12 protein-coding genes are annotated in these 16,114 nt (G+C 41.3%); 9 read left to right on the forward strand and 3 right to left on the reverse strand.

Features of this window, described 5'->3' with window-relative positions; all coding sequences use genetic code 11:
• Window positions 1-50: 50 nt before the first annotated feature.
• Window positions 51-1,427 carry a hemolysin family protein gene (locus AC6UDD_RS06180; RefSeq protein ID WP_500719720.1) on the reverse strand — a complete coding sequence of 459 codons (1,377 nt, stop codon included), beginning with the start codon at window positions 1,425-1,427 and terminating at the stop codon, window positions 51-53.
• Between the two features lie 198 nt (window positions 1,428-1,625).
• On the opposite strand from AC6UDD_RS06180, the gene AC6UDD_RS06185 reads away from it, so the two are divergent.
• The 4 genes from AC6UDD_RS06185 (at window position 1,626) to adhE (ending at window position 8,253) form a co-directional block, all read left to right on the forward strand.
• Window positions 1,626-2,198 (forward strand): hypothetical protein, encoded by a 573-nt coding sequence (locus tag AC6UDD_RS06185; RefSeq protein WP_500719722.1) that lies wholly within the window; start codon window positions 1,626-1,628, stop codon window positions 2,196-2,198.
• Window positions 2,199-2,472: 274 nt separating this feature from the next.
• Window positions 2,473-2,895, forward strand: a complete 423-nt coding sequence (locus tag AC6UDD_RS06190; protein WP_500719725.1) for an Hsp20/alpha crystallin family protein — start codon at window positions 2,473-2,475, stop codon at window positions 2,893-2,895.
• A 160-nt stretch (window positions 2,896-3,055) separates the two neighbouring features.
• Window positions 3,056-5,407 (forward strand): HAD-IC family P-type ATPase, encoded by a 2,352-nt coding sequence (locus AC6UDD_RS06195; RefSeq protein WP_500719727.1) that lies wholly within the window; start codon window positions 3,056-3,058, stop codon window positions 5,405-5,407.
• 227 nt (window positions 5,408-5,634) lie between these two features.
• The gene (adhE, locus tag AC6UDD_RS06200) at window positions 5,635-8,253 is read left to right on the forward strand and encodes a bifunctional acetaldehyde-CoA/alcohol dehydrogenase (protein WP_500719729.1); all 2,619 of its coding nucleotides are present in this window, start codon (window positions 5,635-5,637) and stop codon (window positions 8,251-8,253) included.
• Between the two features lie 46 nt (window positions 8,254-8,299).
• On the opposite strand, the gene AC6UDD_RS06205 is transcribed toward adhE, so the two are convergent.
• Window positions 8,300-9,190 (reverse strand): LysR family transcriptional regulator, encoded by an 891-nt coding sequence (locus AC6UDD_RS06205; RefSeq protein ID WP_500719731.1) that lies wholly within the window; start codon window positions 9,188-9,190, stop codon window positions 8,300-8,302.
• A gap of 119 nt (window positions 9,191-9,309) precedes the next feature.
• On the opposite strand from AC6UDD_RS06205, the gene AC6UDD_RS06210 reads away from it, so the two are divergent.
• From AC6UDD_RS06210 to AC6UDD_RS06225, 4 genes are all read left to right on the forward strand, one after another.
• Window positions 9,310-10,965 carry a malolactic enzyme gene (locus AC6UDD_RS06210; RefSeq protein WP_500719733.1) on the forward strand — a complete coding sequence of 552 codons (1,656 nt, stop codon included), beginning with the start codon at window positions 9,310-9,312 and terminating at the stop codon, window positions 10,963-10,965.
• Window positions 10,966-10,981: 16 nt separating this feature from the next.
• Window positions 10,982-11,953 (forward strand): AEC family transporter, encoded by a 972-nt coding sequence (locus AC6UDD_RS06215; RefSeq protein WP_500719735.1) that lies wholly within the window; start codon window positions 10,982-10,984, stop codon window positions 11,951-11,953.
• 135 nt (window positions 11,954-12,088) lie between these two features.
• Entirely contained in the window at window positions 12,089-13,060 is a 972-nt protein-coding gene (locus AC6UDD_RS06220; protein WP_500719737.1) for an AEC family transporter, read from the forward strand.
• 70 nt (window positions 13,061-13,130) lie between these two features.
• Window positions 13,131-13,781, forward strand: coding sequence for an HD domain-containing protein (locus AC6UDD_RS06225; protein ID WP_500719740.1), 651 nt, complete (start codon window positions 13,131-13,133; stop codon window positions 13,779-13,781).
• A gap of 35 nt (window positions 13,782-13,816) precedes the next feature.
• On the opposite strand, the gene AC6UDD_RS06230 is transcribed toward AC6UDD_RS06225, so the two are convergent.
• Window positions 13,817-14,317, reverse strand: a complete 501-nt coding sequence (locus AC6UDD_RS06230) for an aminoacyl-tRNA deacylase (protein WP_500719742.1) — start codon at window positions 14,315-14,317, stop codon at window positions 13,817-13,819.
• 112 nt (window positions 14,318-14,429) lie between these two features.
• Between AC6UDD_RS06230 and AC6UDD_RS06235 the strand changes: the two genes are divergently transcribed.
• Window positions 14,430-16,034 (forward strand): Nramp family divalent metal transporter, encoded by a 1,605-nt coding sequence (locus AC6UDD_RS06235; protein WP_500719745.1) that lies wholly within the window; start codon window positions 14,430-14,432, stop codon window positions 16,032-16,034.
• Window positions 16,035-16,114 lie beyond the last annotated feature (80 nt).

The raw sequence follows: 16,114 nt of genomic DNA on the forward strand, positions 1-16,114 counted from the left end.
TATGTATTAGTAAAGCCGAGGAGGATCCTCGGCTTTATTGATATTAGTTATTAATCTTTTTGATCGTCATCTGTGTCTGATTCATCATCAGTTGGTTCTAATTTATTGACCTCTAACCAATTAATGAACGAGTTCTTGTAGTCAAGAACTTTAAACTGAAAGCCGTCAATGGTAACCACGTCACCCACTTTAATGTGAGGATTTTGTTCGATGATGAAACCGGCAATCGTGACGATGTCAGAATCGTCAAAGGCGGGCATTTCAACGTCAAAGTACTTTTCAAAGTCGTACGTGTTTAATTTTCCGTTGACTTGGAAAGTGCCATTGGGCTGCTTGAAGATGTATTCGTTAACCTGTGGGTCAATCTCGTCTCGAACGGTTCCAAACAACTCTTCGTAAATATCCTTATCGGTAATTAATCCTGAAGTTCCACCGTATTCGTCGATGACCACGACAATCGGTTGGTGCATCTTAATCATTTGTTGAAGTACCATCGTAATGGGGGTGGTTTCGGGGGTCGTACTAATCTTTCGGATTAGTTTTCCAACCTTAACGTTTGAATCAACCTGCGATTGTCTAACCAAGTCGTAACTGTAGACGTAACCCAGGATATTATCCTTATCATTGTCTTTAACAACGGGAATTCGACTAAATTTTTTTTGAATGTAGACGTTAATAGCGTCCTGGACCGTGTCGTTGATGTCGATCGTAACTAATTGGGTTCGGTCAATCATGATGTCTCTGGCCACTTTGTCGTTTAATTCAAACGACCGCTGCATGTACAGATAGTCGTTTCGCTCCAGGTCACCATTTTTAACGGCATCCTTTGAGAGACTCAAAATTTCTGATTGTGAGAAGGCCTCGTCGTTTTCGTTTGCAACTGGAATTCCCAGTAACTTAACTACACCAGTTGCTGACACATTTAGTAACCACACAAATGGGTAGAATAAAATGTGAAAGAAGTGAAGCGGACCAGCAATCACGCTTAAAACTTTCAGTGGCATGTCAATACTGATGTTTTTGGGAACAATCTCAGTAAAGACCACCTCTAGATAGGTAAGTAACAGCACCCCGACAATCGCACCAATGCTATGAGCGGTAGCGGGATTAACACTGAAATCCCTTAATTCCATGATGGAAACCAGGATTCCAATTACGAATGATTCACCAATCCAACCAAGAATGATTCCCGCAAGTGAAACACCCACTTGGGTTGTCGAAAGGTACTCGTTAAGATTGGTTACCATTTTCATTTCACGATTAATTTTTTTCTTCTTTTTGTCACTGATATCTTCATCATCGAGTTTTTCTTGGAGGGCACTTGGCCTTGATTGGACCAGTGAGAACTCACACGCGACGAAAAACGCAGCAAAGAAGAACGTTATTAAAATAATTATTAGATCAAGTATTATCTGACCGGTATTCAAATTTCATTCCTCATTTCAAAATTTTAAACAGTAAGTATATTATAACGTACTTATCCATTTTTTTAAGTATTTAAGATGAATGGCATAATCAATTGATTTTATCACAATAGCTTGAGTGAAGATAAATTTATTGTCTAAGCTATTATTTTATAGCATAATGGTGCAAAACATTACTAGTCAATGAGGTGGTAGTTAATTATGAAGGAAAAATTGGTTAAAATATTATTTAAAGAACATAGTGTTTTTTCTATGTATTGTTCATTCATTGTGATAATTATTTTATTATGTAAGCCAGTACAAGAGTTTATTAGTAATGGTTTGGATGTTCTTAACTTAATTCTTAACTTAACTATAGTGTCTAAAATACTTGAATTAGGTTATGAATTTTTAGGAATTATAAAATTAATTTATATTCCAATTCTTTGTATAGGAGTTGTATTATTTATTTTTTATTGTATTATTACTGGCATTCCTAGTATTCAAGAAAGAATGGAAGGTAATGAAATAGTTGGACCTATGGCGTTTATGATTAACATAATAAGAATTGTATTTTCATTTTTAGTCGAATTTCCTTGTTATTATGTTTTATTAATGATTTTAAATAAGCTAAATAACGCGCATCATTACGTAAATGCATGGAATTTCATCATGCTTAATCCTAATGTTTCATGGACAATGGGTTTTTTTAGTCTTTTTATCTGTCTTAATTGTTTTGCGCTTTTTTGTTATATATATAACACACATGATCATATAAAAGTAAAAGTTAATTAAGAGTTATTGCATTGTTTTTATTAGTGCATTAGTTTAGTCATATATTTATTTTCTAGTTTATAGAAATTTATTCTAAGTAGTTCCTAAATTAATTTGATGAAATTAGCTTTTCTTTTGCTTTTTAAATATTTTGAAATTTCTATCACGACAGTTAATTTATCTGCAAATTTATTATAGATTATGAGCTAATTTCTTGTGCGAAAGGGGCTTTACATCCTAGTATAGAAGGTGCTAAGAGATTAGCAAATAAAATAATAAAAAAGGGGTTTTAGTTATGGCAAACGATTTGAGAAGAACTAGTTACGATCCAATGGATGACTTTTTTGGTGACTTTGGTAAGAGTTTATTAAACTCAGTTGCTGGAAACAATAGAATGAAAACTGATGTTTTAGACCAAGGTGATGACTACGTCGTAAAGGCCGAATTGCCTGGCTTTAGAAAAAACGATATTGACATTAGTTATGATAACGATAACCTATCAATTCATGCTGTTCATGACATTGACAAGGAAAACAAGGGTGACAACGGCCGCATCTTAAGTAGAGAACGTTCATCAAGTGACGTTAACCGTTCGTTCTATATCCCTGATGTTGATGAAACTAAGATTTCAGCTGATTACGATGGCGGTGTTTTGACCATTACTTTGCCAAAATCACAAGATGACGAAACCCAAAACCATCACGTTGAAATTGACTAATTTAATTTAGATTAAGTGTTAAGAGATGATCCAATTAGATCATCTCTTTTTTTAACTATTTTTAAAACTTTGCGCTTTTCTTTCATTAGTGGTGCAAAATTTAATTCCTTCTTATACAATACTAATTAGAAATGAATTAATTACATAAGGAGGTGTAACTGTGGCAAGTGACCAGATCGATATTAATAACGTGAATCCGAGTGAGGGACTAACGAGTACGGAAGTTAAACAACAGGTGGCAGACGGTTATAAGAATACGGCGCCTAAACCACTGACGAAGTCTGTGAAGCAGATCTTGGTGGAAAACATCTTTACGCTGTTTAACGTAATCAACGTAGTCCTTGGCGCGCTAGTATTTTATACCGGTAGCTACATCAACATGTTGTTCTTGGTGATTGCCATAGCGAACACTACCATCGGAATCTTTCAGGAGATTCGTTCTAAGCGCCAGGTTGACAAAATGGCGTTGTTGTCTCAAAGCAAAGTTAAAGTTCGACGGAACGGAAAAATTGAACTTATTCAACCAGACCAGATTGTGTTAGGAGACATCGTTGAGTTGGACCGTGGTGACCAGGTGCCGGTTGACGGAGTCGTAAAACAGACCAAGGGGATTGAAGTTGACGAGTCCCAAATCACCGGTGAATCCAATCCAATCGAGAAAACCACCGGCGATGAACTGACGTCTGGTAGTTTTCTGGTTAGTGGAAAAGCATTCATGCTTGCAACTAAAGTTGGCGATAAGACCTTTGTTAACACGATTACAAACCAGGCCAAGACCGACAAGAGTAAGAACAGTGTCTTAATCTCACTGATTAAAAAAATCATTAAAATTCTGACGTTCATTATCATTCCACTAGGAGTAGCACTTTTTGTTTCCCGTTTGATGCACGGGGTGAGCGTTAATAATGCCATTCTGGGAACCGTGGCGGCCATGATTGGGATGATTCCGGAAGGGTTGGTTCTTTTGACCTCAGTGACCCTCGCAATCTCTGCCTATCACCTGGCCAAAAAACGGGTCCTGGTCAGAGACCTTTCTTCCATTGAAACTCTGGCACGGGTGAACACGATCTGTCTGGATAAGACCGGAACCATTACCAGTGGCGAATTGAAATTTAAACAGATGGTGAAAGAGGCCCCTAATTACACTGATCAACAAATTGCCGAAATCATGGGATCTTTGGTTCATGAAATTGATGACAATAACGAGACCGCTTCAGCACTTAAAAACGAATTCAAGCAGCACCCGTACGCTGCCAGTATGATTGTACCGTTTTCTTCGGCAAGAAAGTGGAGTGGGGCCGAGTTAGACGACAAGGGAAAATACGTCTTCGGAGCACCCCAGTTCATTTTGGATTTAACCGATAAGCAACAACAAGAAGTTAAACACTACGCCGCACAGGGCTTTCGGGTCATTGCGCTCGCAAAAGTGGATCAACTAAACGAGGATAGTATCGCGGGTAGTGAACTGATTGCCCTAATCTTGATTACGGATGTCATCCGACCAAATGCTTCTGAAACCCTGCAATTTTTCTATAACCAGGGGGTGGACTTAAAGGTCATTTCTGGCGATGATCCGGTCACCGTTTCAAGCATTGCCAACCGGGTCGGCATTCACAATTCCGATGATTACGTTGACATGACGACAATCGAGGACGACGCCAACTACCGTGATTTGGTCAAGCAGTACGTGGTGTTCGGACGCGTCAAACCCGATCAGAAGCAACGGCTGATTAAGGCCTTACAAGCCAACGGTCGGACGGTTGCCATGACTGGTGACGGGGTCAATGACTTATTGGCCTTAAAGCAGTCGGACTGTGGGATTGCAATGGCATCGGGATCTGAAAGTGTTAAGAGTATTGCCGACTTCGTGATTATTGATTCCAACTTCGACGCCCTCATTAAGGTGTTAAATGAAGGTCGGAGGGTGATCAACAACATTGATAGCATCGCCTGCCTGTACCTAATTAAGACCATGTTCTCGGTCATGCTCAGTGTGCTCTTTCTGTTTTTTGCCAGAAACTATCCGTTTCAACCAATTCAACTCACACCGATTAATGACTTAATGGTCGGAATCCCATCGTTCCTCTTGGCGCTTGAACCGAATTATCGTGCTCTAAAGGACCGATTTGCTTCCAACATTTACGAAATTTCACTTCCAGCTGCACTAAGTGTCGTCTTCTACATTTTAGTGATTGGCGTGATTGGTGATGTTCTCGGACTATTTACCTCCATTACCTCATCACTGAGTGTCTTGATTACTGGTGTCATCTGTTGGTTGGCTTTGACAATGGTTTGTCGACCATTTAACCGCTACAAACTGGCCATCGTCGTTTTGAGTATCACGCTCTTTTTGTCGGTGTTCATCTTTCTTGGCAAGATTTTCTCACTGGTCACGATTTTTACGTGGTCCGTCGGGGGAATTGGATTACTTCTGGCACTTACGACCGACTTCACGTTTGTTGGGGTGCAAAAGTGCGTCAGATTAGTTAGACACAAACTTTTTAACAAATAAGGATTTAGACAGATAGCGTCATGAGGGCGTTACCTGTCTTTTTAATTAACAGTTAGTGCATTATGTAACAATAGCATCCGTCCAATTAATTAATTATTTTTTAAGAGTTTAATAACCGTCAGAATAATAAGTGATAAAAATAACAATGAACCATTGCTTTTTGCAAAAGATGATGATATGATATTAGTTGTGAAGAAAATAACAAGAAAATATTGGAGGCTGGAAGTATGACAGATGCAAAGCAACAACCCAATGTTGAAGAGATCGATAAGAATATTGATGCAAAAGTTCAAAAAGCGCGCATTGCCGTAGATGAGATGAGTAATTTCGACCAGGATAAGGTTGATAAGATTACCCACGCAATGGTACTTGCTGGAGTTAACGCCCACCAAAAGTTAGCTAAAATGGCTTATGAAGAAACGGGACGTGGTGTTGAAGAAGACAAGGCCATCAAGAACTTGTTTGCCACTGAAGAAATTTGGCACGATATTCGTAATGATAAAACCGTTGGCATCATCTCAGAAGATTCTGAAAATGACCTGATTAAAGTTGCTGAACCACTCGGTGTTATTGCTGGGATCACTCCGGTTACTAACCCAACCTCAACTACTTTATTCAAAGCGATTATTTCAATGAAGACTAGAAACGCCATCATCTTTAGTTTGCACCCACAAGCCCTTCAATCATCAATTGAAGCTGCTCGAATCGTGCGCGACGCTGCGGTTAAAGCTGGCGCTCCTAAGGATGCCATTCAATGGATTGAAAAGCCTAGTCGTGAAGCTACCAACGCTTTAATTCAGAACCCTGGCGTTGACATTACCCTTGCAACTGGTGGTCCCGGATTGGTTAAGGCCGCTTACTCCGCTGGAAAACCAGCTTTAGGAGTTGGTCCTGGTAATGGCCCGGTCTACGTTGAAAAAACCGCTAACATCCCACGTGCCGTTAACGATATCGTTTTATCAAAGACCTTTGATAACGGGATGATTTGTGCCACTGAAAACAGTGCCGTAATCGACGCCGACATCTACAAGGATGTAAAAGAACAACTCGAATTAAACCGGGTCTACTTCGTTCCTGAAAACGAAAAACAAAAGTTGACTGACGCCATGTTTGATAGCAAGCGTCTTAGTGTTAAGGGTCCGATTGCTGGTGCCACTGCCCAACAAATTGCTGACATGGCTAAGATTAAGATCCCAAAAGACACTCAAGTGCTGGCCGTTGAGATGACCGGAATTGGTCCTAAGTACCCAATGTCAGGGGAAAAATTATCACCAGTTCTTTCGGTCTACAAGTCAAAGGACCACAAGGATGCTTTCAGAATTTGTGCTGAACTTCTAAACTACGGTGGATTAGGCCATACCGCAGCAATTCAAACTTCAGATGACCAGTTAGCCGTTGACTTTGGGGTGGCCGTTAAGGCTTCGAGAGTAATTGTCAACTCACCAGCTGGCCTTGCTGGAGTTGGTAATTTGTACAACAACATGACCCCATCACTTACGCTTGGAACTGGATCATGGGGTAAAAACTCAATCTCCCATAACGTTACTGATTATGACTTGTTGAACATTAAAACTATCGCAAAGAGAAGAAATAATATGCAATGGATTAAATTACCTCGAATCTACTTCGAAAAGAACTCAGTTCGCTACCTCCACGACATGCCAGGTATCAAGAAGGCCTTTATCGTTACGAGTCCTTCCATGGTTAAGTATCACTACGTTGACAAAGTCTTAGATGAATTGAACCGAAGAGAAGATGACGTTCAGTACTACATCTTTGATGACATTCACGGTGAACCAACAACTGACATGGTGAACGCTGGAGTTACCCAAATGAATGCCTTTAAGCCTGACACCATCATTGCCCTTGGTGGTGGATCACCACTTGATGCCGCTAAGATGATGTGGTTGATTTACGAAAACCCTGAAACTGACTTCTTCGGTGCAAAACAGAAGTTCTTGGATATTAGAAAACGTGCTTACAGATACAACAAACCAGAAAAATCACAAATGGTTGCCATTCCAAGTACTTCCGGAACTGGTTCAGAAGTAACGCCATTCTCAGTTATCACTGATTCAAAGCTTCACGTTAAGTATCCATTAGCTGATTACGCTTTGACACCTGACGTTGCCATCGTTGATCCACAGTTTGTTAAGACGGTACCAAAAGGCACCATTGCTGCCTCAGGACTTGATGCCTTAACTCATGCGATTGAGTCATACGTATCAACCATGGCATCAGACTACACTCGTCCAATGTCACTGCAGGCCATCAAGATGATCTTTGATAACTTGACTGATTCATACAACGGCAACATGGAAGCTCGAGACAAGATGCACACCGCCTCAACGATTGCCGGGATGGCATTTGCGAACGCCTTTCTTGGAATTACCCACTCAATTGCTCATAAGATTGGTGGACAATTCGGCATCACCCACGGGCTTGCCATCGCCATTACCTTGCCACACGTTATCAGATACAACTTTAAGAAGCCAAAGAAGATTGCCACATGGCCTAAGTACGAATCATTTAGAGCCGATGATGATTACGCTAACATCGCTAGCTACCTTGGTCTTCCAGGAAACTCCAATGAAGAATTAAAGGAAGCCTTGGTTCACCGCTTCATCGAATTAGCTCACTCGGTTGGAGTTGAACTCGATCTGAAGTCACAAGGTGTAAGTAAACAAGAACTTGAAGCTGCCGCTGATCACCTTGCCGAACTGGCATACGCTGATCAATGTACAACTGCTAACCCGAAGGAACCACTAATCGCAGATCTCAAGAATATGATTCTTGATGAATACGAAGGTGTCGGGGTCGAAACGCAAACTGATAAAGAAGTTTAGTTTCTAAGTCATAAAAAATTAAAAGTAGGAATTCCAAGTGGAATTCCTACTTTTTTTGTGCAATTGATTTGGTTAAAACGTTGATTAATTCTTTTTCTTCCGGTGAGAGCACGTGACTTTTACGAAAAGCCACCGAAACGTAAAACGGGGGTAAACTTTCATCGTCAATGGGGATGGAGACGAGGTTGTCGGAAGGTTTAATGGCTTTACTAACCAAAAAAGTAGTTCCTACGTTTTCATACACCAGTCGTTTGGCCAACTCAATGTCAGACGTTTGATACTTAATCTTGGGGTGAATCGAGTGAAGCTTAGAAAGATCCGAAAAGACCTGGGTGTGAACGAAGTCACTGGAGAGCCCCACAAACTCTTCGTTTTTGAGGTCGGAAAATTTAACGGAGTGAGCATCTGCCAGTGGTGATTGGTGATTTACGACCAGCATGAAGCGGTCTTTGGTTAAAACCGTTGCATTAATCCCGCTACTTTCAAGTGGCTGAGATGATCCTAAAAGCGCTAGGTCGATCTGACCGTCCTTTAATTCTCCCAAAAGCTTTTTGGAACCACTCTCCGAGTTATCAAGATCATTTAAGATCCCAAGTGAGAATAGTTCGGAAGCAAGCTTTGGAAAATAATAGTTCCCAATGATTGGTGGGAGGCCAAATCGAATGACATGGTCACTGATGCTTCCCATTTCGTCGTTAATTTCGTCTACTTCTTTCACAATTACCTGGACGTGTTTTTCAAGATTGACGCCGGCCTTTGTGAGCTTGATTTGGTGGTGGGACTGGTTTCGATTAATTAATTCGACGTGGAAATTATCCTCTAGGCGTTTAATGGCCATGGTAATGGTAGGCTGTTTAACGTGATAATACTTGGAGACGTCGGTGTAATTCTTGAGCTCGGTTAACTTGTTGAAGTACATTAAATCTTTTAGCTTCATGATGGCCTCATATAAATTAAATTTATGAATAAATCGCGTTTGACTATCTTTTTGATAGTGAATTAGTATTTAAAAGAATCAATTACGGACTATTTTACTACAAAAAGGAGTCTTAAAATATGGCTAAAGGTGAAGAAATATTGAACAATCCCTTTATCAATAAGGGGACTGCATTTACTGATGATGAACGAAAAACATTGGGACTGGTGGGGATGCTTCCACCGAACGTGCAGACCTTAGACGAACAGGTTGAAAACGTTTATGACGAATACCAACACAAGGGTAGTGACCTTGAAAAACGGATCTACCTGATGAGTATTTTCAACGAAAACCGGGTGCTATTCTATGCGACCTTCGCTAAACACGTCACCGAATTCATGCCGGTCGTTTACGACCCAACGATCGCTGACTCAATTGAAAACTATTCCAGATTATACGTTAACCCACAGAACGCAGCGTTTTTATCAATCAATCACGATGACCCTGAAACGATCCGTGAAAGTTTGAAGAACACTGCCGGCGGACGCAACATCAAGTTAATTGTTGTCACCGATGGTGAGGGAATCCTCGGAATTGGTGATTGGGGAACTCAAGGAATTGACATTCCAGTTGGTAAGTTGATGGTTTACAGTGCCGCTGCCGGGATTGATCCATCTGAAGTTCTACCAGTTGTCCTAGACGTTGGTACTACTAACAAGAGTTTACTGGACAATCCACTTTACCTTGGTAATCACCAGGATCGCGATTATGGTCAAAAGTACTACGACTTCGTTGACAAGTTTGTTAAAGAAGCAGAAGACTTATTCCCAAACTTGTACCTTCACTTTGAAGACTTTGGGCGTGCTAACGCTTCAAACATCCTGGATAAGTACAAGGATGACTACTTGGTCTTTAACGATGACATTCAAGGGACTGGAATCATTGTGCTCGCCGGAGTTCTCGGTGGCCTTAAGATTTCTGGCGAAAAGATGACCGATCAAAAGTACCTGTGCTTTGGTGCCGGGACTGCCGGCGTTGGAATTGCCGAGCGGGTTTATGAAGAAATGGTCCAAGCTGGCTTATCCGAGGAAGAAGCCAAGAAACACTTCTACATGGTTGACAAGCAGGGACTCTTGTTTGACGACATGTCCGATTTAACTCCTGGTCAAAAAGAATTTGCGAGAAGCCGTTCCGAATTTTCTGAATCAGAAAGTCTGACCGACTTACTCTCAATCGTGAAGGCCGTTCACCCATCAATTATGGTTGGAACTTCTACTCAACATGGCGCTTTCACTGAAGACGTTATTAAGGAAATGGCCGCTCATACTGACCGTCCTATTATCATGCCAATCTCTAATCCAACTAAGTTAGCTGAAGCAACCGCTTCCGATTTGATTAAGTGGACTGATGGTCGCGCCTTAGTTGCGACCGGAGTTCCTAGTGCACCCGTTGAATATAACGGAGTGAAGTACGAGATTGGACAGGCTAACAACGCTTTAGTTTACCCAGGAATTGGATTAGGTGCCATTGCTGCTACCGCCACTAAACTTAACGACGACATGATTAGTGCTGCCGCTCACTCCCTTGGTGGCATTGTCGATTCAACCGTTCCAGGTGCTGCGATTTTGCCACCAGTTGACCAGTTAACCGAATTCTCCGAGACCGTTGCAATTGCCGTCGCTCAGAGCGCGGTTGACCAAAACATTACCAGAGAAAAGATTACGGACGTTAAGTCAGCCGTTGATGACGAAAAATGGTATCCAGAATACCGGGATTTAACTAATTTAAACAAATAATTGGAGGAATGTTACATTGGCAGCGTTTATTACTTCACTAGAAAGTGTCGCTGAGATTGTCATTGTTATTGCACTGGGATATTTTTTGAGAAAGTCAGGCAAGTTTGCCGACAGTTTCAAGGGAAACATCTCGTTCTTAATCATGAATGTGGCTTTGCCCATTTCAATCTTTGTATCCGTACTAGATAATTTGACTCGTGGAAAGTTAGTCGGTCTGGCTGGCGGACTGTTATACACCGTGATTAGTTTCGCGTTAGGTTACATTGTCGCCATTGCCCTGGTCTACATCCTAAAAATTAGAAAGGGTCGCAGGGGGACTTTCATTAACATGGCGGTTAACGCCAATACCATCTTCATTGGACTGCCATTGAACCTGGCTCTGTTTGGAACTTCTGGGATGACTTACTTCCTGATTTACTATGTAATGAACACCATCTCGACTTGGGCGATCGGAATCTTCTTCATTTCAGGAGACGATCCCACCAAGAAGAAGGGGGAAAGCAAGGGGAACTTTAACTGGAAGAAGTTACTTCCAGCTCCACTGATTGGTTTCTTGGTTGCGTTAGCTTGGATTTTGATTGTTAACGTCAAGTTACCCATGTGGATCGACAAGACCTGTAACATGATTGGTGGCTTGGTAACGCCATTGTCACTAATCTACATTGGGATTATTTTGGCTGATGCTGGTCTTTCATCAATTCACTTTGATAAGGATTCCATTGCCGCATTGCTTGCTCGTTTCGTGATTGCCCCGGCAATTATGATCGGAACCTTACTGGTCTTCATGCACACTGGTGCTGGGATTCCAAACATCGAATTTGGCACCTTAGTAATTCAATCAGCCACCCCTGGTTTGGCTGTGCTTCCAATTCTGGTTAGTCAGTCCCACGGTGACGTTGATTACGCTACTAACCTGGTCGTAACCAGTACGATTCTGTTCGTGATCGTGGTTCCAATCTTGATGGCCATTATCAACTTCATTGTATAAATTAAGTAATTAATAAAGAAGTCAGACGTTCAATCTGGCTTCTTTTTTGTGTGCCCAGGTCACTGGCCCGGTTTGAAAGTGGTAACGTAGAAGTATGCACAATTTCATTTATTAATTAATTGGAGGGATTAAACAGTGACCGCATTTATTGCCTCACTAGAGAGTGTCGCTGAGATTGTCATTATTATTGCTTTAGGTTATTTTCTTCGTCGTTCCAACAAAATGACGGATGGCTTTAAGGGAAATGTTTCGTTCCTGATTATGAACATTGCCTTACCGGTCTCGATTTTTATTTCCGTTTTGGATAATCTGAATCGGGGAAAGTTAGTTGGACTAGTTGGCGGACTACTGTACACGCTGATTAGTTTTACCCTGGGTTATGTAATCGCAATCGCATTGGTTTTTGTTTTAAGGATCAGAAAGGGTCGCAGAGGAGCGTTTATCAACATGTCGGTCAACGCCAACACAATTTTTATGGGATTACCCTTAAACATTGCGTTGTTTGGAAACGCCGGGATGACCTATTTCTTGGTCTACTATGTGATGAACACCGTCTCAACCTGGGCGATCGGAATCTTCTTTATTTCAGGAGATGACCCAACGAAACAAAAGGGTGGAAAGAAAAAGAAGGTTACCCTCAAACAGATTTTACCGCCGCCACTAGTTGGATTTATCTTGGGTCTCGCTTGGATCGTGATTGTTAACGTTAAGTTGCCAGTGTGGATTGATAAGACCTGTAACATGATTGGTGGACTAGTAACACCGTTGGCACTGATCTACATTGGAATCATTTTAGCCGATGCCGGCTTATCTTCAATTCACTTTGACAAGGACACGATTGCCGGATTGGTAGGAAGATTTGTGATTGCACCAGCAATCATGATTGGAACGCTTTTAACGTTTATGCACTTTGGTGTGAACATGGCTTTGCCAGAATTTGGGACGTTGGTAATTCAATCGGCGACACCAGAACTAGCGGTTTTGCCGATTTTAGTTAGTCAGTCTCACGGAGACGTGGACTACGCCACTAATTTAGTGGTAACCAGCACCGTGCTGTTCGTGATCGTGGTTCCGATCCTGATGGAAATTATTAATTTTATTATGTAAGTAAAGGAAGCTATTGGATGGCTTCTTTTTTAGTTATATATTTATAATGTGGGAAATTAATTTAGTAGGAGTGAGAGACTTGAACGACAAAATTACCAAAGTAAAAGAGTACGCCAAAGAAAACATGAGTAAGGATAAGAGTGGGCACGGCTTTGACCACATCCAGCGGGTCGCAAACATGGTCTTACAGTTGATGGGGACCGAACCAGCTAACGGTGAAATTGCCCTGTCGGCTGCCTACTTGCACGACGTTTTTGACGACAAGTTGGTGGATGATCCAAACGCTAAAAGGGAGGAAGTCAAAAATAAGTTAGCTGAATTTGGTTTTAGTCCCGATGAGATTTTGCAGGTGATGGACATCATCAATCACATGTCTTTTAGTGACAACATCGAACACAAACAACCGTTATCAAAAGAGGGTCAAATCGTTCAAGATGCTGATCGATTAGATGCTCTGGGTGCGATTGGAATTGCGCGGGCCTTTCAGTATGGCGGGGCACATCATCGGACCATTTACGATCCGACAATTAAGCCACGGACTTTAACGACTAAGGCGGACTACCGTAATGCAACTGACGATACTACCATCAATCATTTTTACGAAAAGTTGTTTAAGATTGCGTCCGACTTAAATACCGATGCCGCCAAACAGATTGGGAAGAAGAGAACCCAGTACATGCGTGAATTTGTTGCTGAATTCAAAAACGAATGGGATGGATAAAAAAACGCCGATCCAAACGGATCGACGTTTTTAGTTTATTCAGTGATATCAGCAAAAGTTCCGTTGACTAATTTTTTGACGTCTTCGGCGTTGACCTTGACGGAACGACCAATCTGGCCTGACGACACGATGATGTCGCCCTGTTTTTGGGCTTCTTCATCGATGTAGATGGGATAACCCTTTTGTTCATAAATTCCGATGGGCGTGTTTGCGCCGTGCTCGTATCCGGTCGTATTAACTAGATCTTTTAGGGGAACCATGCCCACTTTTTTGTTGCCAGAAGCCTTAGCTAACTTTTTGTAACTCAAGCGTTCGTCTAAGGGAACCACTCCAATGACGGGACCAGTCGTTTTTCCGGTCAGTGCTAACGTCTTGTAAATTAAATGTTGATCAACATCAGCTTCGTTCGTGGTGATTTGTTGAACGTCGCCCTCTTGATGCGTGGCAAAAATCATCTGTTGAAAGGGAATTTGGTGTTTTTCTAGGATTTGTTCAACTAAGGTTTTGTGAACTTGATTCTTTTTTTTCTTTGACAAATGGCTCACCTCTCGGAGGTATTTTATCATATTAATAAAATATAAGTAAAAATTTCATTTACTTTTAATTCTTATTTATGTAGAATCAACGTGGAAGGAGATGCAAAGGAAAATGAGTGAAAAAGACGAGAAACAAGAACCAAAGAAAAAACATGCGCTGATTGAGTATGCGAACGGTAAATCCCTTCAAGAAATTAACGGGAGTGTTGATGTCCCTGAAGGATTAGGATTTTGGAAAACATTATTCATGTATTCAGGACCTGGAGCGTTAGTTGCGGTGGGGTACATGGATCCCGGAAATTGGTCAACGTCAATTACCGGTGGTCAAAACTTTGGATACTTGCTGATGTCAATTATCTTGATTTCAAGTTTGATCGCGATGTTACTTCAATACATGGCGGCTAAACTTGGTATCGTGACACAAATGGATTTAGCGCAGGCGATTCGTGCAAGAACTAGTAAGACATTGGGGGTTGTCCTTTGGATAACAACTGAGTTAGCGATTATGGCGACCGATATCGCGGAAGTTATCGGTGCCGCGATTGCTTTGTACTTGCTGTTCCATATTCCATTGTTGATTGCCGTTTTGATTACGGTTCTAGATGTTTTGGTACTGTTATTACTTACTAGTATTGGATTTAGAAAGATTGAAGCCATTGTTGTTTGTTTGATTTGTGTTATCTTCTTGGTATTTGCCTATGAAGTTGCCCTTTCAAACCCACGTTGGTCACAGGTCTTCTTGAACTTAGTTCCAAACATTAAGACGGTTCAAACTCATCCATATGTTGGAGGTCAGACTCCATTAAGTGGTGCCTTAGGTATCATTGGTGCTACCGTTATGCCACATAATCTATACTTACATTCTGCCATTTCCCAGACCAGAAAAACTGATAATAACGACGAGGATTCAGTGGCACGTTCAGTTAAGTTTTCAGCCTGGGACTCAAACATCCAATTATCAATGGCATTTTTTGTTAATGCCTTGCTATTAATCATGGGTGTTGCGGTCTTCAAGTCTGGTGCCGTTAAAGATCCTTCATTCTTCGGTTTGTTTGAAGCCTTGAAGAATCCTGAATTTATGACCAATCCATTACTAGCAAGTGTTGCTAAGACCGGAGTTCTTTCAATTCTGTTTGCCGTTGCCTTGCTTGCTTCTGGTCAAAACTCAACTATTACTGGGACCTTGACCGGACAGGTGGTTATGGAAGGTTTCATTCACATGAGAATGCCTTTGTGGGCCCGTCGTTTGGTTACCCGTGTTATCTCAATCATCCCAGTTGTTATCTGTGTGCTTTTGAGTAGTGGGAAACCAGCGGTTCAGGAACATGAAGCGCTAAATACGCTGATGAATAACTCGCAGGTCTTCTTAGCGTTTGCCTTGCCGTTCTCCATGTTGCCACTTCTGATCTTTACCGATAGTAAGTTTGAAATGCGTGGGAAACGATTCGTTAATGCCCTCTGGGTTAAAATTGCTGGTTGGGCCTCTGTAATTGCTTTGACTTTCTTGAACCTCTATGGTTTGCCAAGTCAGATTGTCAGTTTCTTTGGTGATAATCCAACTCCAGCTCAAACCGACATGGGGAACTGGATTGCCTACATTTTGATTGTTCTAGTTCTGGCCCTCTTGACCTGGGTCGTTTGGGACTTGTACAAGAGTAACAGACGTTTCATGAAAGAGCATCAGAACGCAGAAAAAGAAGTCGATCAGTACGAATAATTAACTAAAGAATAGAACTTCGATTCGATCGAAGCTCTTTTTTTTAGCCAAAATTTATTATTTTTAATATGTTAAAATAA

It is taken from the genome of Fructilactobacillus sp. X2R1C3, assembly GCF_059901425.1.